Source organism: Desulfomicrobium aestuarii, assembly GCF_055385525.1.
In genome coordinates, this window is record NZ_AP042427.1 from 3081032 (window position 1) to 3104305 (window position 23274).

At 65.4% G+C, this 23274-nt stretch carries 19 protein-coding genes, 1 tRNA gene and 1 pseudogene; 9 read left to right on the forward strand and 12 right to left on the reverse strand.

The annotated features are described in order from the left end of the window. The first annotated feature begins 180 nt into the window (after positions 1–180). The 5 genes from aspS to ACZ5AC_RS14275 are packed head-to-tail and all read left to right on the forward strand — an operon-like array spanning position 181 to position 5560. Positions 181–1977, forward strand: coding sequence for an aspartate--tRNA ligase (aspS, locus tag ACZ5AC_RS14255; protein WP_464248241.1), 1797 nt, complete (start codon positions 181–183; stop codon positions 1975–1977). Between the two features lie 4 nt (positions 1978–1981). Further along, complete coding sequence (def, locus tag ACZ5AC_RS14260) at positions 1982–2497, forward strand: peptide deformylase (protein WP_464248242.1); 516 nt, start codon at positions 1982–1984, stop codon at positions 2495–2497. After that, positions 2467–3474 (forward strand): methionyl-tRNA formyltransferase, encoded by a 1008-nt coding sequence (gene fmt / locus ACZ5AC_RS14265; RefSeq protein ID WP_464248243.1) that lies wholly within the window; start codon positions 2467–2469, stop codon positions 3472–3474. The genes def and fmt overlap by 31 nt, the downstream gene beginning before the upstream one ends. Positions 3475–3479: 5 nt before the next feature. Beyond that, positions 3480–4289, forward strand: coding sequence for a DUF116 domain-containing protein (locus ACZ5AC_RS14270; RefSeq protein WP_464248244.1), 810 nt, complete (start codon positions 3480–3482; stop codon positions 4287–4289). Continuing rightward, positions 4286–5560, forward strand: coding sequence for an RsmB/NOP family class I SAM-dependent RNA methyltransferase (locus tag ACZ5AC_RS14275; protein ID WP_464248245.1), 1275 nt, complete (start codon positions 4286–4288; stop codon positions 5558–5560). The genes ACZ5AC_RS14270 and ACZ5AC_RS14275 overlap by 4 nt, the downstream gene beginning before the upstream one ends. A 6-nt stretch (positions 5561–5566) precedes the next feature. On the opposite strand, the gene ACZ5AC_RS14280 is transcribed toward ACZ5AC_RS14275, so the two are convergent. The 7 genes from ACZ5AC_RS14280 to ACZ5AC_RS14310 form a co-directional block, all read right to left on the reverse strand. After that, positions 5567–5812, reverse strand: coding sequence for a hypothetical protein (locus ACZ5AC_RS14280; protein ID WP_464248246.1), 246 nt, complete (start codon positions 5810–5812; stop codon positions 5567–5569). Positions 5813–6006: 194 nt separating this feature from the next. Then, entirely contained in the window at positions 6007–6915 is a 909-nt protein-coding gene (locus tag ACZ5AC_RS14285) for a dihydroorotate dehydrogenase (RefSeq protein WP_464248247.1), read from the reverse strand. A 1-nt stretch (position 6916) separates the two neighbouring features. After that, positions 6917–7693: a dihydroorotate dehydrogenase electron transfer subunit gene (locus ACZ5AC_RS14290; RefSeq protein ID WP_464248248.1), complete on the reverse strand. Its 777-nt coding sequence runs from the start codon at positions 7691–7693 to the stop codon at positions 6917–6919. A 22-nt stretch (positions 7694–7715) separates the two neighbouring features. After that, complete coding sequence (locus ACZ5AC_RS14295) at positions 7716–9287, reverse strand: DNA repair protein RecN (RefSeq protein WP_464248249.1); 1572 nt, start codon at positions 9285–9287, stop codon at positions 7716–7718. A 10-nt stretch (positions 9288–9297) separates the two neighbouring features. After that, the gene (locus ACZ5AC_RS14300; protein WP_464248250.1) at positions 9298–10938 is read right to left on the reverse strand and encodes a glycosyltransferase family protein; all 1641 of its coding nucleotides are present in this window, start codon (positions 10936–10938) and stop codon (positions 9298–9300) included. Next, positions 10935–12437: an ATP-binding cassette domain-containing protein gene (locus tag ACZ5AC_RS14305; RefSeq protein WP_464248251.1), complete on the reverse strand. Its 1503-nt coding sequence runs from the start codon at positions 12435–12437 to the stop codon at positions 10935–10937. The genes ACZ5AC_RS14300 and ACZ5AC_RS14305 overlap by 4 nt, the downstream gene beginning before the upstream one ends. A 54-nt stretch (positions 12438–12491) precedes the next feature. After that, positions 12492–13103 (reverse strand): YceI family protein, encoded by a 612-nt coding sequence (locus ACZ5AC_RS14310; RefSeq protein ID WP_464248252.1) that lies wholly within the window; start codon positions 13101–13103, stop codon positions 12492–12494. A 221-nt stretch (positions 13104–13324) separates the two neighbouring features. On the opposite strand from ACZ5AC_RS14310, the gene ACZ5AC_RS14315 reads away from it, so the two are divergent. Further along, a tRNA-Ala gene (locus ACZ5AC_RS14315) sits at positions 13325–13400 on the forward strand. Positions 13401–13614: 214 nt separating this feature from the next. After that, on the forward strand, positions 13615–14670 hold the full coding sequence (locus ACZ5AC_RS14320; protein ID WP_464248253.1) for an ATP-binding response regulator: 1056 nt from the start codon (positions 13615–13617) through the stop codon (positions 14668–14670). A gap of 9 nt (positions 14671–14679) precedes the next feature. On the opposite strand, the gene ACZ5AC_RS14325 is transcribed toward ACZ5AC_RS14320, so the two are convergent. Continuing rightward, positions 14680–15078 carry a response regulator gene (locus ACZ5AC_RS14325; RefSeq protein WP_464248254.1) on the reverse strand — a complete coding sequence of 133 codons (399 nt, stop codon included), beginning with the start codon at positions 15076–15078 and terminating at the stop codon, positions 14680–14682. 173 nt (positions 15079–15251) lie between these two features. Beyond that, positions 15252–16085 carry a deoxyribonuclease IV gene (locus tag ACZ5AC_RS14330; RefSeq protein ID WP_464248255.1) on the reverse strand — a complete coding sequence of 278 codons (834 nt, stop codon included), beginning with the start codon at positions 16083–16085 and terminating at the stop codon, positions 15252–15254. A gap of 108 nt (positions 16086–16193) precedes the next feature. On the opposite strand from ACZ5AC_RS14330, the gene ACZ5AC_RS14335 reads away from it, so the two are divergent. After that, positions 16194–16436, forward strand: a complete 243-nt coding sequence (locus ACZ5AC_RS14335; RefSeq protein ID WP_464248256.1) for a hypothetical protein — start codon at positions 16194–16196, stop codon at positions 16434–16436. 22 nt (positions 16437–16458) lie between these two features. On the opposite strand, the gene ACZ5AC_RS14340 is transcribed toward ACZ5AC_RS14335, so the two are convergent. The 3 genes from ACZ5AC_RS14340 to hpsG form a co-directional block, all read right to left on the reverse strand. Continuing rightward, complete coding sequence (locus tag ACZ5AC_RS14340; protein ID WP_464248257.1) at positions 16459–17847, reverse strand: sigma-54 interaction domain-containing protein; 1389 nt, start codon at positions 17845–17847, stop codon at positions 16459–16461. A gap of 112 nt (positions 17848–17959) precedes the next feature. Further along, entirely contained in the window at positions 17960–18904 is a 945-nt protein-coding gene (hpsH, locus tag ACZ5AC_RS14345) for a (2S)-3-sulfopropanediol dehydratase activating enzyme (protein WP_464248258.1), read from the reverse strand. 91 nt (positions 18905–18995) lie between these two features. Further along, on the reverse strand, positions 18996–21488 hold the full coding sequence (gene hpsG, locus ACZ5AC_RS14350) for a (2S)-3-sulfopropanediol dehydratase (RefSeq protein ID WP_464248259.1): 2493 nt from the start codon (positions 21486–21488) through the stop codon (positions 18996–18998). A gap of 658 nt (positions 21489–22146) precedes the next feature. Here hpsG and ACZ5AC_RS14355 point away from each other — a divergent pair. Beyond that, positions 22147–23157 (forward strand): annotated as a pseudogene (locus ACZ5AC_RS14355) (TRAP transporter substrate-binding protein). The last annotated feature ends 117 nt before the right edge of the window (positions 23158–23274 follow it).

The following is a 23274-nucleotide window of genomic DNA, read 5'->3' on the forward strand; positions in this document are numbered from 1 at the left end:
CAGGCCGTTCAAAAATGGTGAGATGCAAGGAAGCAAAAAAAGCCAGGGCGCGCAGTGTATTGCGCATACATAAGCGGTCTGGCTTTTTTTGCTGACGCAGCAGATCGCCGTTTTTCAACGGCCTGCTAGCCCTTTACACCCCGAATTTGCAGCTTATGGTACCCAAGCGAGGAACATATAATGGATGAACGGAACACGGAACGCGGCATGGACAGCCTGAACGGCTGGCGCAGATCCCACAACTGCGCGGCCCTGGGAACGGAAGCCCTCGGCCGGGAAGTCTGCCTCATGGGCTGGGTGCAGTACCGCCGCGACCACGGCGGCCTCATCTTCATCGACCTGCGCGACCGCCACGGCCTGACCCAGGTCGTGTTCTCGCCCGAGGTCGCCCCCGAGGCCCACGAGCGGGCCCACGTGCTGCGCACGGAGTTCGTGCTGGCCATCAAGGGCGTGGTCCGCGCCCGGCCGGCGGACATGGTCAACACCAAGCTGGCCACGGGCGCCATCGAGGTCTACGTGACGGAGTTCAAGCTCCTGAACACGGCCAAGACCCCGCCCTTCCCCATCGAGGACCGGGTGGACGTGTCCGAGAACCTGCGCCTCAAGTACCGCTTCCTGGACCTGCGCCGTAAGGCCATGGCCGACAACCTGATCCTCCGCAGCCGCGTGTCCCAGAGCGTGCGCCGCTACCTGGACGAACTGGGCTTCCTGGAGATCGAGACGCCCGTACTGACCAAGTCCACGCCCGAGGGCGCCCGCGACTTCCTGGTCCCCAGCCGCGTCAACCAGGGCCAGTTCTACGCCCTGCCGCAGTCGCCCCAGCTCTTCAAGCAGCTGCTGATGTGCGGCGGCCTGGACCGCTACTACCAGATCGTCAAGTGCTTCCGCGACGAGGACCTGCGCGCCGACCGCCAGCCCGAGTTCACCCAGATCGACATCGAGATGTCGTTTGTCGACGAGGAGCAGGTCATGGAGATGGCCGAGGGCATGATGGCCCGCGTCATGCGCGAGGCCCTGGGCCGCGAGATCGCCCTGCCCCTGCCGCGCATGACCTATGCCCGGGCCATGGCCGAGTACGGCGTGGACAAGCCCGACGTGCGCTTCGACCTCAAGCTTTCCGACGTGACCGACATCGTGCGCGGCTCCGACTTCAAGCTCTTCGCCGCGGCCGCCCTGGTCAAGGCCCTGCCCGTGCCCGGCGGCGCGGAACTGTCGCGCAAGGAGATCGACGACTACACCGAATTCGTCAAAATATACGGCGCCCAGGGCCTGGCCTGGATCAAGATCAAGGAAGACGGCTGGCAGTCCCCCATCGCCAAGTTCCTGAGCGACGCCGAACGCGCCGGTCTGACTGAGGCCCTGAACCTCAAGGTTGGCGACATCGTCTTCTTCCAGGCCGGCGCGCCCGAGATGGTCAACAGCGCGCTGGGCAACCTGCGCCTGAGGCTCGGCGAACGCTTCGGCCTCATCCCCGAAGGCGAGTTCGCCCCCCTGTGGGTCACGGACTTCCCGCTCCTGGAGTGGGACCCCGAGGCCAAGCGCTGGGTGGCCATGCACCACCCCTTCACCGCGCCCAAGGACATGGACGCCCTGGCCTCCGACCCGGCCGCGGCCGTGGCCCGGGCCTATGACCTGGTGCTGAACGGCACCGAGGTCGGCGGCGGCTCCATCCGCATCCACAACCCCGAGACCCAGCAGCACATGTTCAGCGCCCTTGGGATCGGCGAGGAAGAGGCGCGGGCCAAGTTCGGCTTCCTGCTGGACGCCCTGGTCTTCGGCGCCCCGCCCCACGGCGGCATCGCCTTCGGCCTGGACCGATTGATCATGCTCCTGACCGGAGCCAAGTCCATCCGCGACGTCATCGCCTTCCCCAAGACCCAGAAGGCCACCTGCCTCATGACCGAGGCCCCGTCGGCGGTGGAGAACGTGCAACTGCGCGATTTGGGCCTGCGCCTGCGGGAAAAGCCCAAAGAGTAGACATATGCTGAGAAAAGTACGTACATATCCTGATCCGGTGCTGGCCGCAAAGGCTGCGCCGGTGACGGAGATCACCGACGAAATCCGCACCCTGGCCGCCGACATGATCGAGACCATGTACGCGGACAAGGGCATCGGGCTGGCCGCTCCACAGGTGGGCGAGAGCATCCGCCTCATCACCGTGGACCTGAGCGGCCCGGACAAGCGGGAGGACCCGCACGTCTTCGTCAACCCGGTCCTGTCGAACCTCGAGGGAGAGGTGGAATCCGAGGAGGGCTGCCTGTCCGTGGTCGGCTACCGCACCACCGTGACCCGCGCCGAACGGCTGCACCTCTCGGCCACGGACCTGGACGGCAACCCCGTGGAGATGGACGCCGACGACCTCATGGCCATCTGCCTGCAGCATGAGGTGGACCATCTGAACGGCGTCCTGTTCATCGACAAGATCAGCAAACTCAAACGCACCCTGTACGAGAGAAAGCTCAAAAAATGGCTGAAAGAAAAGAAAGAGAAAGACTGAGAGTCGTCTTCATGGGCACGCCGGACTTCGCGGCGGCGTCCCTGAGGCACCTTCTCGACTGGGGCGGGTGCGATGTCGTCGGCGTGTACTCCCAGCCCGACCGCCCCTGCGGCCGAGGCCAGGTCTGCACGCCCCCGCCCGTCAAGCTCCTGGCCATGGAGCACCGCCTGCCCGTCTTCCAGCCCCTGAACTTCAAGAGCCAAGCCGACGTGGACCAGCTGGCGGCCCTGGCGCCGGACCTCCTCCTCGTGGCCGCCTACGGCCTCATCCTGCCCCAGTCGGTGCTCGACATCCCGCGTCTGGGGGCCATCAACGTCCACGCGTCGCTCCTGCCCGAATACCGCGGAGCGGCCCCCATCCACAGGGCCATCATCGACGGCCGCCACGTCACCGGAATCACCATCATGCAGATGGAGGCCGGCCTGGACACGGGCGACATCCTGCTCCAGCGAAGCCGGGCAATCGGCATCGACGACACGGCCCAGAGCCTGCACGACGAACTGGCCGACATGGGCGGCCGGCTCTTGGTGGAGGCCCTGGAGAAGATGCACCAGGGCCGTCTGGTGCGCATCCCCCAGGATCACGCCCGGGCCACGTACGCCTCCAAGCTCTCCAAGGAGGAGGGACGCATCGACTGGAACCAGCCGGCCCTGACCGTGCACAACCGCATCCGCGGCCTCTTCCCCTGGCCCGGATCCTGGTTCGATTGGAACGGCATGCCAGACAGGACCCTGCGCCTGACCGTGTACCCCGGCGTCATCGGCGAGCCTCTGCCCGATGGGGTCACCCCCGGCGAGGTTCACGGCGTGGCCGGCGACAACGTGCTCATCGCCTGCGCAGACCGGCTCTACGCGGTGCCGACCATCAAGCCGGCCGGAAGCAAGCCTCTGGGCGGACGCGAATTCTACTGCGGATACCTGAGCCGCTGCTCCGGCGAACACCTGCTCAAACCCGACCTGGCCTGCCCGGGCGACTAGGAGCCATGCCCAAACCAAGGAGCGGAAAACCCCTCAGAAGCCCCCTGGAACGGGAGATCCGCGACTCCTTCCAGACCCGCAAGCGCGTCTTCATCGGGCTCATCACCGGCTCGTCCGTCTTTCTCTGCGTTTTCATCGCCCTGCTGTGGGTCATCCCCTTCGTCGGTCTGACCACCATCCACCCGCTGGCCCCGTGGATTCTGGGCTTCATCACCGCCGCCCTCATCCTGGCCATCGGCTGGGCCGCACTGGCCCTGGTGCTGAACATCCTCCTGGGCCGGCCGGTGCTTTTCGCCAAGCGGCTGCGCGGCGTCACGGTCAAGCTCTTCCTGCCTCTCATGACCCTGCTGGGCCGGCTGGTGGGCATCCCTAAGCAGACGGTGCGGGCCTCGTTCATCAAGGTCAACAACGAACTGGTCCGGGGCGAAGGCCACCGCTACCCCGCCGACAGAATCCTGCTGCTCATGCCGCACTGCATCCAGAACAGCCGCTGCAAGTTCCGGCTGACCTACGACATCGACAACTGCAAACGCTGCGGCGAGTGCGCCCTGGCCGGCCTTTTGGATTTGCGGGACAAATACGGCGTCAAGCTGGCCGTGGCCACGGGCGGGACCATCGCACGGCGCATCGTGGTCCAGCACCGCCCCAAGATCATCATCGCCGTGGCCTGCGAACGCGACCTGGCCAGCGGCATCCAGGACACCCACCCCGTGCCGGTATACGGCATCCTGAACTCCCGGCCTTTCGGCCCGTGCCTCGACACGGACGTGGCCCTGGAACAGGTCGAATGGGCCATCAAGGAGTTCTCGGCATGAGCACGCCCCTGGCCCGACGACTGGCCATGGACATCCTGCGCCGCACCATGGACCACCACCAGGACCTGCAGGCCGCCGTGGACGACGTGCTGGCCGACGTGGCGCCGGGACCCGACAAGGGGCTGGCCACGGAGCTGGCCTACGGCTACCTGCGGCTGCGCGGCCGCATCGATTTCATTCTTTCCCAACTTCTGAAGAACCCGCACCAGACCTCGCCCGTCCTGAAGCGCATCCTCGGCGTGGCCGCCTACGAGCTCTTGTATCTGAGCCGCATTCCCGAATACGCCACCCTGGACTGGGCCGTGAGCCTCGTGCGCGAGCGACTGGGGGAACCTCTGAGCAAGGTGGCCAACGGCGTACTGCGCAATCTGGTCCGCCTGGGCCGCGCCGTGCATCTGCCGGACTATTACGAGGGCAAGACGGCCGGTCAGGCCAAATTCCTGTCGGCCTGGTGCTCCTGCCCGCTCTGGCTGGCCGAGATGTGGCTCAAGGCCTACGGCAAGGACAAGGCCCGGGCGTATCTCGAAGCGTCCCTGCAGGCCCCGCCCTTGGGGGTGCGGGTCAACAGGCTGCACCCGCAGGGCGAAAGGCTGCGGCAGGACCTCGCGCCCCTGGCCGAGTCCCGGACGGAGTGGGGCTTCGCCCTGAAGCAGTGGCCCGACTTCCTGGACGAGGCCGTGGCCGCAGGCGCCGCCACCAGGCAGAGCCTGGCCGCCCAGAAGATCATGGACGCCCTGGGAGCGGAGCATTGGCCGAGCCCCGTGCTGGACGCCTGCTGCGGACGGGGCGGCAAGACATTTCTCATGGCGGAACTGGGCAAGACGGTCTGGGCCTCGGACGTCAACGTCTTCCGGCTGCGCCAGCTCAAAGGGGAATCAAGACGGCTGGGGATGTCCGTGCCCGCGTTCAGGGCATCTGCGCAGGGTCCGCACCCCTTGCGGCAAGGCCCGCGCACCGTGTTTCTCGACGCGCCCTGCTCGGGCCTGGGCGTTATCTCGCGGCGGCCCGACATCAAGTGGAAGCGCACCCCGGCGGACTGCGCCGGGCTGGCCGGCCTGCAGGGCGACATGCTTCGGGCGGCGGCGGACCTGCTGCCTCCGGGCGGGTGCCTGGCCTACGTGACCTGCACCCTCAATCCAGAAGAAAACGAGGGACGAATCGACGGGTTTGTCCGCGACCACCCGGGCCTGCGTCTGCTGCGACAGGCCCAGAGCGACACGGCCGAAGGGCTGGGGGAATTCTTCTACGGCGCGGTGCTGAAGAAAGCCTGAACGCCGCTAGGTGTTCTGGGCCCGGCGGTGAAACTCCTTGACCAGGATCTTCTCCAGGCATTCGCGGCAGATGTCGGTGTTGTTGCAGTTCTGCAGCTTCATCTCGATGACCGGGTTCATCTTGCCCAGCTGCCCGCCGAGCCGCGTCAGATTGGACGGGTCCTCGATGACCAGGGTGTAGCGCTCCTCGTAGATCCCGTCCTTGAGACCCATGATCTCCTTCCCGCAGATGTCGCAGAATCTCTTGATCATCCTACCTCCGTGTGCTGCGATGGAATTTCCGAAAGGCATGGATTCCCGCCTTCGCGGGAATGACTTCCTGCACGCACGCAAGCTGTTGCTGAGTTCGACTGATGGAAGACCGCCGATCAGACGTACAGCGTCCGTGTCATCCCCGCGAAGGCGGGGATCCATGCCCTTCCCCGCCCCCATGTCCGCACCTCTGACTAAACCTTGAGCGTCCCGCGGTACTCGTCCCAGGACCCGATCCCCAGGGACTCGGCCAGGGTCTGCACCTCGTCCACCAGACGGAAGGCGTTGTCCGGGCGCATGAAGTTGTAGGTCCCGACCTGCACCGCGTGGGCGCCGACCAGGATGAACTCCAGCACGTCCTCGGCGCTGACGATGCCGCCCATGCCGATGACCGGCACGTTCACGGCCTGCACGACCTGATGCACCATGCGCAGGGCCACGGGCTTGATGGCCGGGCCCGACAGGCCGCCGACCACGTTGGCCAGGCGGCTCTTGCGCGTGCGGATATCCACGGCCATGCCCGAGATGGTGTTGATCAGCGACAGCATGTCCGCGCCCGCGTCCACGGCCGCCCGGGCGATGACGCGCACGTCGGTCACGTTGGGGCTCAGTTTCACGATGACGGGCTTGGCGCCCGCGCGCTTCTTCACGGCTGAAACGACCCCTGCGGCCATGTGCGGGTCCTGGCCGAACTGCACCCCGCCCTCGCGCACGTTGGGGCAGGAGATGTTGACCTCCAGGGCCGCGATCTTGTCCTCATGCGCAAAGATGGCCGCCAGTTCGCCGAAATCCTCCGGGGTCTGGGCGTACAGGTTGGCGATGAGGGTCGCGTCGGCCGGGATGTAGGGCAGCTTCTCGGTCAGGAACTTCTCCACGCCCACGTTCTGCAGGCCGATGGCGTTGAGCATGCCGCAGGGCGTCTCGGCGATGCGCGGCATGGGGTTGCCGGTCCGCGGGGCCAGGGAGATGCCCTTGAGGCACAGCCCCCCGAGCTTCGAAAGGTCGCCGTAACGCATGAACTCCAGGCCGTAGCCGAAAGTGCCCGAAGCGGTGATGATCGGATTAGCGAGGGTCAGGGACCCGAGTTTGACGGTCTGGTCCATGCTATGCCCCCAGCTCGATGTCGCGCACGTCGAAAACCGGTCCGTGCACGCAGCTTTGTACGTAATCGCCCTGGGTCGTCTTGGCCACGCAGCCCAGACACGCCCCCACCCCGCAGGCCATGCGGTTCTCCAGGGACACCTGGCCGTCGGTGCCGTGCTCCAGGCAGTACTTGCGCACGACCTTGAGCATGGGCTCCGGCCCGCAGGCCAGGACCTGGCCCTTGCCGGCCAGCGCCTTGATGCGGTCCGAGAGCACGGTCTCGAAGGTCGCGATGTCCGCGGGCGTCTTCTGCTGCATGGCCTCGCTCTGGATGGCTGCGGCGATCTCGTCGTACGGGTAGTGCTGCAGGTCCAGCCGATGGCCGAAGAGCATGGACAGGTTGTCCCTCCGCTCGCGGCGGGCGAGCATGACGAAGGGGGCGATGCCCACGCCTCCGGCCAGGATCAGGTTGGGCCGCGACTCGTCGATGCGGAACCATCTCCCCAGCGGCCCCCAGACCGTGACCTTCTGGCCCGGCGTGAGCTCGGCCAGCCGGCGCGTGCCGCGGCCCACGGTCTGGAACAGGATGCGCAGGCCGTCTTCGGACACGTCGCAGACCGAAAACGGCCGCGGCCAGATGAGTTCGGCGCCCCACTGCGCGGGGCGGAGCATGACGAACTGACCCGGCCGGCACGTCCAGCCCGGCGCGGAGAGAATGAGGTTGACCAGGCTCGGGTCGCTGCCGGGCCGGCAGGAGAGGACCTCCAAATCCCGGCATGGCGTCTGGCTGTCGATCATATGGTGTTCCCGGACGTATGTCCTATGCGTTGTCGGTTTTCGTGGTTTCCCCGGCCATGCGGGCGAGTTCCGCCTGGCGCTCGGCCGGGGTGAGGCTCGTGCAGAGCGTGTAGGTCGCGCCGTCGTGCACTTCCTTGCGGATGGCAAAATGTTCGTCGGCCAGACGGGCCAGCTGGGGCCAATGGGTGATGAGGATGACCTGCTGGCGCGAGGCCAGAAGGCGGATGCGCTCGGCGACCTTGATGAGCGTCCGGCCGCCGATGCCCGAGTCGACCTCGTCGAAGAGCAGGGCCGGCAAGCCTTCCCGGGAGCGCAGGCTGACCACGGCCAGCAGGAAGCGCGAAAGCTCGCCGCCCGAGGCGATGCGGTCCAGGGGCTGTGGGTCCAGGCCGGGGTTGGGCACCCACAGGAAGCGGGGCCGCAGCTCGTCGATGCCGGGGTGAACCGTCTGGGCGCGGAACTCCACCAGGACACGCAGGTGCTCGGAAAAACCCAGATTCTTCAGCTCGCTTTCGAGATCCCTGGTCAGATCCCCGGCCGCGGCTTCGCGGGCGGCATTGAGCGCTGCCGTGGCTTCGCGCAGGTCCGAGGCGGTCTGGGCCTCTTCCTTGTCCAGACGCTTCAGTTCGAGCCCGCTCTCGTCCAGAAAGGACAGATTCTCCTCGATTTCGGCGCCCAGGGCCACGATGGAATCGAGGGAGCGCTTCAGTTTGCGCTGCAACTGCTGCAGCTCCCACAGGCGTTTCTCGACCTGCTCGGCGTCGTAATCCTCGCCACGTGACGAACCCGAGGCGCGCAGGTCGCGCAGCATGTCGGCCAGTCCGTCACGAAAGCGCCCCACTTCCCGCGCGTGCTCGCGCAGCCCCTCGTCGTCCTCCCCCAGGCCGGCCAGGGCCCGCTCCAGGGACGAAAGCATGTCCTGCAGCCCGTTCTCGCCCAGAAGGAGCCCCTGGGCCTCGCCGGCCAGGGTGCGGGTCCGCTCGGCGCGCCGCGCGTCGTCGCGGCGCTGCAACAGCTCTTCCTCTTCGCCGGGCTGCGGGTCCACCTTGCGGATCTCGGCCAGCTGGAATTCCAGAAACTCGCGCCGCTCCATGAGCCCGGCCATGCGCCGCTCCACCTCGGTCCTGCGGGCCAGGACAGCCTGCAGCGCTTCACGGGCGGCCCGCTGCGAGGCCAGGACCTGCGGGTCTGCCAGGAATGCGTCGAGAACCTCCACGTGATGCTCGGACGAAAGCAGCCGTTGCTGGCCGTGCTGGCTGGTGTGCATGAGAAGGCGCGGCCTGAGCTCGGCCAGACGGTCCTGGGAGCCCAGGTCGTCGTTGATGAACAGGCGGCTGCGGCCCGTGCGGGCCAACTCGCGGCGCAGGAAGAGCTCCTCGCCGTCCAGGCGGAACACGGCCTCCACCAGGGCCTTTTCCCGGCCGGGCCGAACCAGGTCGGCCGAGATGCGCTCGCCGAGGATGAAGTCCAGGGCGCGCAGGATGAAGGACTTGCCTGCGCCGGATTCGCCCGTGAGCACGTTCAGGCCTGGGCAGAACTCCAGTTCCACGTCGTCGATGAGGGCCAGGTTGCGAATGCGCAGTGTCTCGAGCATATCCGCCTTGTCATGAAGGTGGGTTCATTGCCGAAAAATCGTCCGCCAGCAGGGCCCGGATCCGTCCGGATTCGTCGCGGGCCACAAGAAAGCGCTCGAACCGCCCGGCCTGCCCTTGGCGCAGGGCCTCGTCGCGGGCCGCCAGGATTTCCTCCAGGCCCTGCCGGACACGGAAGGCCCGACAGTCGGCCAGGCCCAACTCCAGGCCCAGCCGCCAATCCCTGCGGTCGTGCAGAGAGAGATGCGAAAGGGCCTTGATGCGCAGCCCGTCCCAGCCACTCTCGCAGGCCAGAATCCGGGCGATCTCCCTGTACACGCGCAGGTCGTCGGCGGCGAACGAACTGGCCAGCACCAGACACTCCAGTGCCGATTGGGGCAGATGCGCGCCGGGGTCGAACACGAAGCCCGGCCGGAATGACCGCCCGATGCGTTGTAGCTCCCTGGCCCAGGCAAGGCAAATGGAAAGCGGCGCGTGCCCCGGGTCCGGAGCCGCGGGCGCGGCGTGGCGGCGATGCCGCAGGAAGAAAAGGCGCGCCAGGGCCGGGTCGCCGGCCTTGAGCGCGCCCATGCTCCCCGCCAGATTTACCTCCGGGAAGGCCGCGTACTGCCCGGTCTCGGCCACGGGCACAGCCAGGCGCATGAACTCGTCCCGACAGGCCGCGGAGCGCAGCCGCAGCATGGCGGCCAGGACCTCGTCCGTCACGGGCAGGGCCCCCAGCCGCGCCGCCATGGCGTCCGCGCCCATCGCCAGGCGCCCGGCCTCCCGAAGCTGGGACAAGGTCAGCCACCAGGCCACGTCGGCCGACGGTCCGGTGGCGGCGCGCCGCGAAAGCCTGGCCGCAGCGCCCAGCAGCGCGGCGGCCCGGTGTTCCGGGAGGTGTTCTCGCTGCACCCGCTCCCAGGCGCGAAGCCCCATGCTCTTGGCCAACAGGTCGTCGCCCTGCAGGCGCCCCGCCCAGTCCGCGAGCTCGGCGCCGTCGCGGTACGCGGCCACTTCCTCGCCGGGTTCGAACAGATCCTCCAGACGCGGGATGGCCGGGTTGAGGACCGCGCACCCGCATGACGCCGCCTCGAACAATCGAAAATTCACTTCGCCGAAAATGGACTCGTTGGGGACCAGGCGGGTTTCGTCGTACATGTCGAGCATGGCCGCGAAGCCCAGCTCCTGACGCACGCGCACCTCGCCCAGCTCCTGGAGCAACTCCACGAACCACGTACGCACCGGCCGTTCGGCCGTAAGCCGTCCCACGAAGGCCATGCCGGGCCGCCGTCCTTCCCACGGCGCGCGCCGGCGCCTCTCGCCGTGCCAGGGCAGCCAGAGGGTGCCGGTCACGCCGCGCCGCGCGAACCAGGGCAGCCAGTGCTTCTGGGTCGAGCAGAAAAGGTCGAAGAGCCGGGCGTAATACTGGTGCCAAAAACTATTCAGATGGGTGTCGATGGACCAGTAGATCTTGGGGCAGCCGAGGGAGGACAGGTCAGCGATGAGGGTGCGGGGACCGAGGGTCTCCTGCTGGATGAACAGGTCGGGGACGAAATCCCCCATCAGCGGGGCGATATGGACCACCCCTGCGGGCGGGCGCAGTTCCAGCACCGTATGCCCCAGATCGGACAGGGACCAGCTGAGCCCCACATGGACACAGGCGATGTTCATGCCCGGCCTCGGCCCTCCCCGCTCTGCCCGAAAAGCGCGGCAAAGGCGTCGGTCGCGCGGAGCTTCGGCCACTCCATGGCCGCGGCGCAGCGCCCCTGATCGAGAATAAGACCGTGGGTCAGGAGATCGTCCATGAATTCCGGGGAATGGGTGGCCAGGATGAGAGTCCTGCCGCGGGAGGCCCAGTCGGACAGCAGTTCGACCATGCGGGCCTGCCAGGAAGCGTCGAGGCCCGAAAAGGGCTCGTCGAGGACCAGCAGCTCGGGCGCGTGGACCACGGCCCGGGCCAGCATGACCTGCCGGGCCTGCCCGAAGGACAGGGACGAAAGGGGACGGTCCAGCCAGTCTTCCATGCCCCAGGCGCCGGCCAAATCCTCGGCCATGGCGATCTGGGCCGGACCGAGACCGCGGTGCACGCCCAGGCCGTCGCACAGCCCCGAGAGGAGCACGTCCCGGCAGGTGGCGCCGGGCTCCATCCGTTCGCCCAGCCACGGAGCGAGGATACCGATGCGTGCGCGGATTTCGGACATGCGGATGAGGCCGGTTCGGCCGAACCACGAGGACTCGCCCCCGGGCCAGGCCCGGCGGTAGCCCGTGACGAGCTGCAGCAGCGTGGACTTGCCGCTGCCGTTGTGGCCGAGCACGCCCCAGCACTGGCCCGAACGCACGGTCCAGGTCAGGTTGTCGATCGCGGGCCGACCGTCCATGACAACGGAACACCCGCGCAGTTCGACGACGGTCTCCGGACGCGCACCGGTGCCCTGCCGCTCAGGCAGGTCCAGCACGCCCGGCCGCACCCGCGAGGGCCTGTCCACCAGGCGGCCGTGCTCGATGAAAATCCGCCCGCGCACGGCCTCGGGCACCGGCAGCAGACCGTGCCCGCTGACCAGCAAGCGAGTGCGCCCCGTGTCCGCAATGCGGTTCAGGGCGTCCAGCAGGCGTAGCTGGCCCTGGCGGTCCAGGCCCTGGGTCAACTCGTCCACGGCCAGAAGAAGCGGTTCGGCGATGAGGGCCCGCGCCAGCAGGGCGCGCTTGGCCTGTCCGGTGGACACGGCCCGCATGGGCCTGTCGAGGACAGGCCCCAGGCCCATCTCGAAGCCCAGGGTCCTGGCCTGCGCCTGCTCGGCCTCCGAAGCCTCATGGTAGAGAAAGGGGGTGTTGCGCAACCCGGCGCAGACGACTTCCCAGATGTGCACGCGCAGGTCGTGGCGCTGGTACCAGTCGGCCATGTCCGGCGTGACCAGGCGGACATGCGGGCGGACGGCGATGGGCGACTCCGAGCCCTCGCCGCAGAACCGGTAGACGCGCCGGCCGCCGCTGCGCTGCGACGGCCAGAGTTCGCCCGTCAGCAGGCGCAGGAGCGTGGTCTTGCCGGCCCCGTTGTCGCCGACCACGGCGAAGTGCTCCCGGCCGGCGATATGCAGGGTCAGGTCGTGCAGGATGCGGGCTGTGCCCAGGTCCACGTCGACCCGGTCGAGATGTATCTCAAGACTGTCCATGCGCCCTCGGAGTGCGGAAAACGCGGCCGGGATGAACCGCCCGGCCGGACAAGCCTAGCGTTGCAGCAACTCCATGTCGATAGTCAGGTCGATGGTCTCGCCCATGATGCCCATCTGAGTCCACTTGGCCTCTCCCACATGGAAATCGAGCCGGTTGATGGAAAACTCCGCATGCAGCCCCAGCACCTTGGTGTCCGGCATCTTGTCCTTGAAAGGATGTTCGGCGATGCCCAGGATCCTGACGGGCACCTGGATTTCCGCCGTGACGTCCTTGATGGTCAAGTCGCCGGTCACGTGCAGGATGTTTCCTTCCCCCCTGGTCACGCTCTTGCTGGCGAAAATGATGCGCGGGGCCTTCTCCACGCCCAGGAAGTCGGGACTGCGCAGATGTTCGTCGCGGGCCGGGACGCCGGTATGGACGCTGGCGCTGTCGACCAGGATGTAGAACTGCGCACGCGTCGGCGCGGCCGGGTCGTAATCCACCTCGCCGGAAAACCTGGCGAAGACGCCGGGCACATGGCCGACGATATGCCGGATGCGAAAACCCACGGTCGAATGCTCGCCGTCGATCTCCCACGCGCCGGACCGCGGTTCGGCGGCCAACGAGGGGCATGCGCCCAGGATGCCGACCATGAAAAGAAAGCCTATGCTCAAAATTGATCGCATTGATTCCTCCGCTGTTTTCTCGCGCCGCACCCGATGAACGAGCGCCAAGGGCCGCCCCGCAAGGGTTTTTGGCCACATGCCTCCCGGCAGGCTCGCCGGGAGGAGCGCGTCAGACAAGCCCCCCTTATCAGGGACCCGGCTGTTTCGCCATACTTGCGCGTATGACGATTTTTCCTGTTGACAGCCTGGGTGGTTTATATCAAAAGGCGGCTTCGCGTTGTGGGGCTGTAGCTCAGCTGGGAGAGCGCTTGAATGGCATTCAAGAGGTCGTCAGTTCGATCCTGATCAGCTCCACCACTTATAAACGCACATCAAATTCCACTTGAATGCCGCTTGAAAGCCGTCCGAAAGGGCGGCTTTCTTGTTTTCCGACCTCATCCGTCTCAATCCGAGGCCCATTCTCCCGCAGCCGCTTGCGCGTCTCAAAGAATCGCGACATGTGAAGAAACCGCGGGGGGTTCGGCCTCCCGCGATTCCCGCATTGCCCGCCAGAGGAAACAAGGAGCCGCTGATGAGCGCACAAGGCCGCGCACGAATCCTGATCGTCGACGACACCCCCTTCAACATCGAATTGCTGGCAGGTTTCCTCGCTCCGGCCTACGACGTGGACACGGCCACAAGCGGCGAAAAAGCCCTGGAAATAGTCGGCGCATCCACTCCCGACCTCGTCCTGCTGGACATCGTCATGCCCGGCATGGACGGCTTCGAAGTCTGCCGCAGAATCAAGGCCGATGAAAGAACCGCCGACATCCCGGTCATCTTCATCACCGCCCTCGACGACGTCGCGGCCGAGACCAGAGGCCTTGAACTCGGCGCCATCGACTTCATCGCCAAGCCCTTCAACCCCGCCGTGGTCCGGGCGCGGGTCGCCAACCACATTGCCCTGCGCGAGGCCGCCCGCCTTCGGGAGGACGTGGAACGCATCATGCGCCACGACCTCAAGTCGCCCCTGACCACTGTTCTGAGCCTGCCGCAGCTCATGCTCATGGACGCCAACCTGACCCAGCCCCAGCGGGACATGCTGCAGCGCATCGAAGACGCCGGCTACACGCTCCTGGCCATGACCAACCTGTCCACCACCCTCTTCCGGATGGAACGGGGTGTCTATGAGCTGCGGCCCGAAAAGATGGATCTGGCCGTCGTGGCGCGCAAGGTCATGACAGGCTTCGCGGAAACGGCCGAGATGCGTGGCATCGGGCTGCGGCTCCTCGTCGACGGCCGGGATGACTGCCCGTTCTTCCCCTGGATGGGCGAGGAACTGCTCTGCCACTCCATGCTCGCCAACCTCGTGGGCAACGCCCTGGACGCGTCCCCCCGGCGGGAGGACGTTCTGGTGTCCATCGGGGCTCGGCCGGAGGGCGGGGTGCGCATCGATATCATCAACAATGGCGACGTCGCGCCGGAACTGAAAGGGCGGTTCTTCGAGAAGTACGCCACCGCCGGCAAGACCCGCGGGACGGGTCTGGGCACCTACTCTGCCCGGCTCATAGCCCGGGCGCATGGCGGGGATATCGAGATGAAGTGCGGGGCCGGCACGGTCGAGGTCAGCGTTTTCCTGCCGGCATGAGGGAAGGCCTCAGGAACGCGCCTTGCTGCGGCGGGCGAAGACCTCGCGCAGCTTGCGTTCGAGGACCTCGGGGGTGAAGGGCTTGACGATGTAGTTGTCCACGCCGTTCTTGACAGCCTCGACGACGCACTCCTGCTCCGCCTCGCCGGTGGTGGCCAGCACTGCGACGTCGGTGAACCTGCCGCCGGGGCAGCGGATGAGATTGAGCAGTTCGAGCCCCGTCATCCGGGGCATGCTCCAGTCGAGGAGCAGGAGTTCGTAGCTGTTTTCCTGCATCATCTCCCAGGCCATCTGCCCGTCCTCGGCATAGGCGAGGTTGGTGAATCCGAACCTGCGCATGACGTCGCCGATGGTCCTGCGCATGGTGGAATAGTCGTCAACGATGAGAACCGGGATGTCGGTGTTCATGCTCTGCACTCCGCGGGTTGCGCCACGTCGGATTCCGGATGCCCGAGCCGCTGAAGGGGCGGGGACATGCTCATGCAATGGGCGCCATTCGTCATCATTTCCATGAGTTCTCGCAAAATGCAACGCCCGGTCACCCATGTATTCCCCGCCGCCGCCTCCTGCCGACACGCCCCTCACTCCGAACACAAACCCCGCAACAGCGCGATCTCGCGTGCATACCCCGGCAGTTCGTTGGGAGTCTCCAGATAGAACGGCAGCCCGCGCAGCCGTGGATGGTTGATGATGCGCCTGAAGGCATCCAGCCCGATGTGTCCCTCGCCGATGCAGGCGTGGCGGTCCTTGCGGGCGCCCCGGGGATTGAGGCTGTCGTTCAGGTGCACGGCCCGCAGCCGGTCGAGACCGACGATCTCGTCGAACTCCCTCAGCACGCCGTCCAGGTCGTGCACGATGTCATAGCCGGCGTCGTGGACATGGCAGGTGTCGAGGCAGACCCCGATCCTGTCCGACAGCGTCACCCGGTCGATGATCTCCCGCAGTTCCCCGAAGGCGCTCCCCACTTCGCTGCCCTTGCCGGCCATGGTTTCGAGCAGCACGGTCGTCTTCATGTCCGGCCGCATGACGGCGTCGATCTGGGCCGCGATGAGGCCGATGCCCGCCTCCATCCCCTGCCCCACGTGGCTCCCCGGATGAAAATTGTACATGTTGCCCGGAAGCAGCTCCATGCGGGCCAAGTCGTCGCGCATGGACTCCAGGGCGAAGTTCCTGGTCTTGGCGTCGGCGGAACAGGGGTTCAGGGTATAGGCGGCGTGGGCCAGAAACGGGCCGAGGCCGTTCTCCCCGGCCAGGGCGAGAAAAGCCGCCACGTCCTGCGGGTCCACGCCCTTGGCCGCCCCGCCACGCGGGTTGCGGGTGAAGAACTGGAACGTGCTCGCCCCGATCGAAAGGGCGGTCCTGCCCATGGCCAGAAAGCCCTTGGAGGAGGACAGGTGACAACCGATATTGAGCATTGCATCTCCACGTGCGCGCGACTGCGCATGGTTACGGCCGGCAGGCGGCCCCGGAACAATCAATGAGCACGATCGCCCCATCACTTCGCAACACGGGAACGCGACGTCATGATCCGCGCATTCCAGACCATCGGCAGAATCATCCACGGCAACGGGGCCTCACGTGACTTCGGCAACGAGGTCCGCGCCATCGGCGCCTCGCGCGTCCTCATCGTGACGAGCGAGGGCATCGCACGCGCGGAGATACGCGGCATCGCCGAACGGGCGGCCGCAGCCAAACGGCTCATGGACAACAACCCGCGACAGGGAACGACCGAAGACCTCCAGGCGCTGCTGGAAGAACACTTCTAGCGGCCTCCCCGGCCACGGCGCGTCATTTCTTCTGGATCTTGCGGAAGATGGTGCTGCGGTCGACCTGGAAGAGCTCCGAAACCTTCTGTACCGAACCGTGCAGGGCGATGGCCTGTTCCAGGAAGTCCCGCTCCATCTCGGCCATGATCTGCTTCAGCGGACGGCCGCCGGTCAGGAGGGCGTCACAGCAGGTGCGGTCCTGGGGGCCGTCCTCGCGGATGTGGGCCGGCAGGTCGCGGGGGGAGATGTGCGAACCCTTGTGGGTGATGACCAGGCCGTGGACCATGTTCTGCAGCTCGCGCACGTTGCCCGGCCACTGGTAGCGGGACAGGACGGTCAGGGCGATCTCCATGATCGCCATGCGCTTGCCGTACTTGGCCGAGTAGTGCTGCAGGAAGTGCTCCACCAGGGGCCGCACGTCCTCGGGCCGCTCGCGCAGCGGCGGGATGGTCACCGTGGCCACGTTCAGCCTGTAGTAGAGGTCGCGCCGGAAGGTGCCCTGCTCCACGCATTCGGCCAGGTTCTTGTTGGTGGCGGCGATGACCCGCACGTCGACCTTGCTGGAGCGCGTCCCGCCGACGCGCATGATCTCGCCGTCCTGAAGCACGCGCAGGAGCCGCGTCTGCATGGACAGGGGCAGTTCGCCGATCTCGTCGAGAAAGACGGTGCCGCCGTCGGCCAGCTCGAAGTACCCCGCCTTGCCCTTGCTCGACGCACCCGTGAAGGCGCCGGGCATGTAGCCGAACATCTCGGACTCGGTCAGGGTCTCGGAAATGCCGCCGCAGTCCACCTTGAGGAAAATCTTGTCGTGCCGGGCGCTTCGGGCGTGGGTCAGGCGGGCGAAGACGTCCTTGCCCACGCCCGTCTCGCCCAGGATGAGGACCGAGGCGTCCGTGGGGGCCACGGTCAGCAGCATGTTGACCACTTCCTGCATGGCAGGGCTGGCGTACACGGGCGTCAGGCCCTTGCTCTGCTCGTTGGAGATGAAGGCCATCTGCTTGTGGAAGTGGTCGATGAGCTGGCGCTGCTCCTCCATCTGCTCGTTGAGGCGCGTGATCATGGTGATGTCGCGGACAAAGGTCACCACGAGCCGCAGGGTCCCGCCCTCGTCGAAGACCGGGAAGCCCGAGAGGACGAGCTTCTTGCCGTTCTGCAGCTGCTGCACGTGGGTCGCCGGCTTGCCCGTGCGCACTATCTCGGGATTCAGGATCTTGTCGAAAATGCCGCTCTCCACCAGGGAGCGCACCTGCCTGCCCTGGATGTCCTCCTGCTTCAGACCCGTCAGCTGCTCGTACATGCGGTTGACGCGCAGGGTGATGCCCGAGACGTCGGAAATGAAAACCCCGTCGGGGAGGGCATCGAGGATGTATTCGAAATGCTTGGCGACAAAATCGGCGTGGCGGCTCGTCATACGAAAAAACTCTCACGGGCTGTAAAAAAAGGCAACCCGAGGGCTGCCCTTCCACGATTCGTCACGGTTGGCGCGGCGCGGCCCGTGCGGGCCGGTTCGGCCGTGAACCTCGTCATTTCGGGAAGTCGACCCTGTCCCCGAGAATCCGCACCGCTATCTCGATGAGCCTCGGCATGACCGACTTGTCCAGCGTCACGCCGTCCATGGGCGGCACCCTGTCCAGGAAGTGGTACTTCTGCGTGCCCAGCCGGTGGTAGGGCAGCATCTCGTAGCGCACGTTCGGATAGGGCCTCAGGAACTCGGCGATGGCCGCCACGGCTTCCTCGGAATCGTTGAACCCGGGGATGACGGGCGTGCGGGCCAGGATGGGCTTGTCCGGGTGCAGTTCCGCAAGCTTCCGGAAATTCTCCAGGATGACCTCGTTGGACCGCCCGGTCTGGGCTTCGTGGACGGCGCCGTCCATGTGCTTGATGTCGTAGAGCACGTAGTTGAGGTGCTCGGCCGCAGCCTCCATGGTCTTCCAGGGCACCATGCCGCAGGTTTCGACGGCCGTCCTGATCCTGCGCCGGCGGGCTTCCCTGAGCAGGGCCAGGGCGAAGTCGGCCTGCATGAGCGGTTCGCCGCCCGAAAGGGTCACCCCCCCCTTGGAGCGGGTGTAGAAGGCCGCGTCCTGCTCCACCACCCGCAGCACGTCGTCCACGCTGCGCTCCTCGCCGTAGACGATGAGCCCCTGGGAAGGGCAGGCCTGGGCGCAGTTCTTGGGGCACCCGTCGCACAGGGCGCGATCGATGCGCAGGCTGTCGTCGGCCTCGCGGATGATGGCGCCCCGCAGGCAGGCCTGCAGGCAGCGCGTGCACTTGGAGAAGGTCAGGCAGCGACCCGGGTTGAAGGCCAGCTCCGGCTCGCGGCGCTGGGATTCGGGGTTGCTGCACCAGTAGCAGGACAGGGGGCACCCCTTGAGGAAGACGATGGTCCTGATGCCCGGCCCGTCATGAACGGAATATTTCTGGATGTTGAATACGAGGCCTTTTTTCTTTCTGTCTTCAAGAGCGCTCATGGGACTCCCCCGCTGATGTCATGAAAAACCGCGGGCAGGCCGTGGCCTGCCCGCGTATGTCCGTCGAGGCCGAAGGATGGCCGGGGTGCACCTAGAAGGCGCCGTGTTCCGTGCGGGCGATGAGGTCGTCCTGAAGGTCGGGGGACAGGTCCACGAAGTAGGCGCTGTAGCCCGCGATGCGGACGATGAGGTTGCGGTACTTCTGCGGGTCCTTCTTGGCCGCGAGGAGGGTGTCGCGGTTGATGACGTTGAACTGCACGTGCCAGATCTTCAGGTCGCACATGGTGCGGATGAAGGACACGAGCTTCTCGGTGCCCTGCTCGCCCTCGATGCACTTGGGCGTGAACTTGATGTTGAGCATGCGGGCCGCGCGGTCGCGCATGCCGTAGTTCTTGGTGTTGTAGTTGGACAGCAGGATGGCCGTGGGGCCGTTCACGTCCGCGCCATGGGAGGCCGAGGAGCCGTCGGACAGGGGCGTGAACTCCTTGCGTCCGTTGGGCAGGGCCGAGACGACCTTGCCGAAGGGCACATGCGAGGTGAAGGGCACGTAACGCACGTCGTTGTGCATCCCCAGGTCCTTGCTGTACTTGCCGCCGAATTCCACGGAGATCTTGTCGATCTCGCGTCCGATGGCGTCGGCGTAAGGGTCGTTGTTGCCGTAGCAGGGGGCGCTGCGCAGCAGGGCGGCGACATCCTCGTGGCCTTCGAAGTTGGCGTCCACGGCGTCGATGACCTGCTGCATGGTCAGCTTCCTGTCCTCGAAGACCAGCTTCTTGATGGCCGAGAGGGAGTCGACCACGGTGCCCAGGCCCATGTATTCGAAGTAGCCGAGGTTGATGCCCTCGGGGATCTGCTCCTGGTGCAGGTCGATGCAGTGCTTCATGCACAGGTCGTGCATGGCCGAGCCCATGGGCTGGGCGAAGCAGGTGGCCCGGATCTTGTTGATCAGGTACTGCTGGTGGAAGGCTGCCTTCAGGAACAGCAGGTGCTGCTGCACGTAGGCGTTCCAGAACTCGTCCCAGGTCTGGAAGGCGGTCGGGTCGCCCGTTTCCACGCCCAGGGGCTGATCGCCGTACTTCTTCATCCGGCCGTTGCGCAGGACCATCTCCACCGCGGCGGCGAAGTTGATGTACGCGCCGCCAGAGGTGTAGGTGTCGCGGTTTGGCATGCGCGCCTCGGTGCAGCCGGACACGGCGTAGTCATAGGCCTCGGCGAAGGTCGCGCCCTTGGAGACGTACAGGGGCACGATCTCCTCGTCGTTGATCAGCTTGGGGAAGCCCGAGCCGTCCTTGATGGTCTCGGCCACGTCCCACAGGTAGCTCTCGGGGGAGCGGCTGTGGATGCGGGCCGCTAGGTCCGGATAGTGGAGCGGGAACTCGCGCTTGGACTTCAAAATCAGGTGCGTCAGGTCGTTGGTGGCGTCGCGTCCGTCCGGGGTCTGGCCGCCGACGGTGACCGCCTCCCAGTGCGCGTAGCCTTCGTTGAAGGCGCCGCCCGTGGGGGAGATGTACATGTCGATGAACTCGGCCATGCCGACCCACATGCACTCCAGAAGCTCCATGGCTTTTTCTTCCGTCAGGACACCGGCTTCCATGTCCTTGTCATAATAGGGGAAGAAGTACTGGTCCATGCGGCCGTTGGAGATGGTCGTTCCGGTCTTCTGCTCGATGCGCGAGAACATCTGGGTGAACCACTGGCTCTGGCAGGCCTCCCAGAAGTCGCGGGCCGGTTCGCCGGGCACGCGCTCGGCGTTCTCGGCCATGCGGATGAGCTCGGCCTTGCGGACCGGGTCGGTTTCCTTCACCGCCACTTCGCGGGCCAGCACGGCGTGTCGCTTGGCCCAGTGCACGATGGCCTCGCAGACGATGACCACGGCTTCGAGGAAGGGCTTCTTCTCGCAGTTGTCCTTGGGGCTCAGCGGATCGAGGGCGTCCAGCTTCTCCTGGGCTTCGCGCCTTATGTCGTTGAAGCCGCGCTTCAGAATCTTCTCGTAGTCGTGGACCCACTGGATGGAGGAGCGGAAGGACGCCGTCTCGTTGACGATGAAGCGGGACATGAGGCCCTGGGGGTCGTCGTAGGTCAGCTTGTGCACTTCCGCGGGCAGGGCGGCGTTGAGCTTTTCGTGGAAGGTCTTGCCCTTCCAGAAGGGGGCGATCTGCTCGACGACGATCGCGGCGTCTTCGGGGGTGATGGTCGCGGGCGAGGTCGGCCGGTTGGGCAGCTCCTTCACAGCGATGTCGAGGAAGTCGCCGTCCAGTTCGGGGTAGAGGATGCCGTAGCGGCCGTCGCAGCCGGCGCGGCCGAGCAGGAGCTGGTCGTCCTGGACATAGACGGTCATGTTCTCGGCGATGTGCTTCATGGCCTTGGCCCAGCGCAGAACCAGGGGCTGCCCTTCGGTCTCCTGCATGGACTGGGTGAAATAGAGGGCACGTTCTATGTCAATACGCGGCTTCTGCCCGTCGAATCTCTCCAACATCTTGAAAACACGACTGTGTGTCTCGCGAAATCTGTCTTCCTTACCCTCAATTTTGTCGTAAAGCCTCTGTTCCTGAGGGGACATGCACTCACATGTAAACCTTGTCATGACTCTGCTCCTCGTATCTAATTTAATTCGGATCACATGGTGAAATCAACACACTCATCGAAACCATGCATCAACATTATGTTACACCAGAAGTTACTTTTCGGAAGCACTTCTCACTTCCGTACCCGAGGGAGCATGAGCATTCTCTGTGCCAAAAGCCATAACCGAATGAAAAGACGGTATTTGCCTCCTATTTACGATTCTGCGGCCATGAGAGAGGAAAAACGAGAACCATGGCAGTCGCATTTTTGCATCACTTTGCTCGAATTTAGTATTTTCTCCCCAAAGACCGCCGCATTTTTGCGACAAACTTGACTGGACACATCAGAAATCACACCCTTGATATGTGAAAATCGGAACATAAACCCTTTGGCCACGGGACGCTTTGTGATTTTATTCCCATGTCTCCGGCGCTGATAAGAACGATTCCCGGCAGTTGCATTTTCGCGACAGGCAAGTCGAAAAACAGCCGACCCTCTGTGGAATAAAACCGCAACATTCCGAAATTAAAGAATTTATAATTTCAACAGCCTTGGCAAAGTTCATTTTTGTCTGGCATACATCCTGCTCATGCTCCGACAACACCCCGTGACCAGAGGGCGACAGTCAAGAACATTGCCTAGCAGTGCTGGTCGAAAACACATATTTTGGAGGAACAATGAAAAAGAGTCTCGTTTTTGCCGCGTTGAACGTCCTCGCCGTCGTCGGCCTGCTCGTAGGTTCCGGAACCGCCGAGGCCGGCAAACCCCTGACCCTGCGCATCGGCCACCCCATGGCGCCGGGCAACAACGTCACCGTCGGCTACTAAAAATTCAAGGAACTCGTGGAAGCCAAGAGCGACAAGCAGATCAAGATCCAGATCTTCGGCAGCGCCCAGCTCGGCAGCGACCGCGTGACCACCGAAGCGGCCCAGGCCGGCACGCTGGACATGTCCTCGTGCTCGTCCCCGAACATGGCCAGCTTCAGCAAGGCCTTCATGGCCATCGACCTGCCCTACATCACCGACCCCAAGTTCCAGGACAATTTCTACAAGGCCCTCGATGAAGGCGAACTCGGCAAGGAAGTGGAAAAGGCCGCCAACGAAATCGGCCTGCAGCCGATCATGCTCAGCCAGTACGGCTACCGCAACTTCGTCAGCACCAAGAAGCCCCTGAAGACCGTGGCCGACCTGGCTGGCCTCAAGGTCCGCACCACCGACTCCCCCGTCGAGGTCGCCGTGGCCAAGGCCCTGGGGATGAACCCCGCGCCCGTGGCCTGGGGCGAGACCTACACCGCCCTGCAGCAGGGCACCGTCGACGCCGAAGGCAACACCTTCTCCCTGCTGAACGACGCCAAGCACACGGAAGTGCTGAAGTACGCCATGGACTCCAACCACAACTACAGCATGCACCTCTTGCTCATGAACAAAAAGAAGTGGGACAGCCTGACCCCCGAGCAGCAGACGATCATCAGCGAGGCCGCCCGCGAGGCCCTGGCCTGGCAGCGCGCCGAGAGCGTGAAGCTTGAGCAGAAGGCCTGGGACGCGTTCAAGGAAAAGGGCATCGAAGTGACCATCCTGCCCGACTCCGAACGCGCCAAGCTGAAGGAAATGACCGCCTCGGTCCGCGAGGAATTCGCCAAGCAGGTTCCCGGCAGAATGGTGGAACTCTTGAACGAAACCCAGAAGTAATCGCCAACCCCGATCGTCGCCGGGCCAGCCCGGCGACGATCGACTGGGCTCTTCAGACGCCCGGGGAACAGCATGCGAATGAACCGCCTCGTCGACGATCATCCACAGGACAGCCCG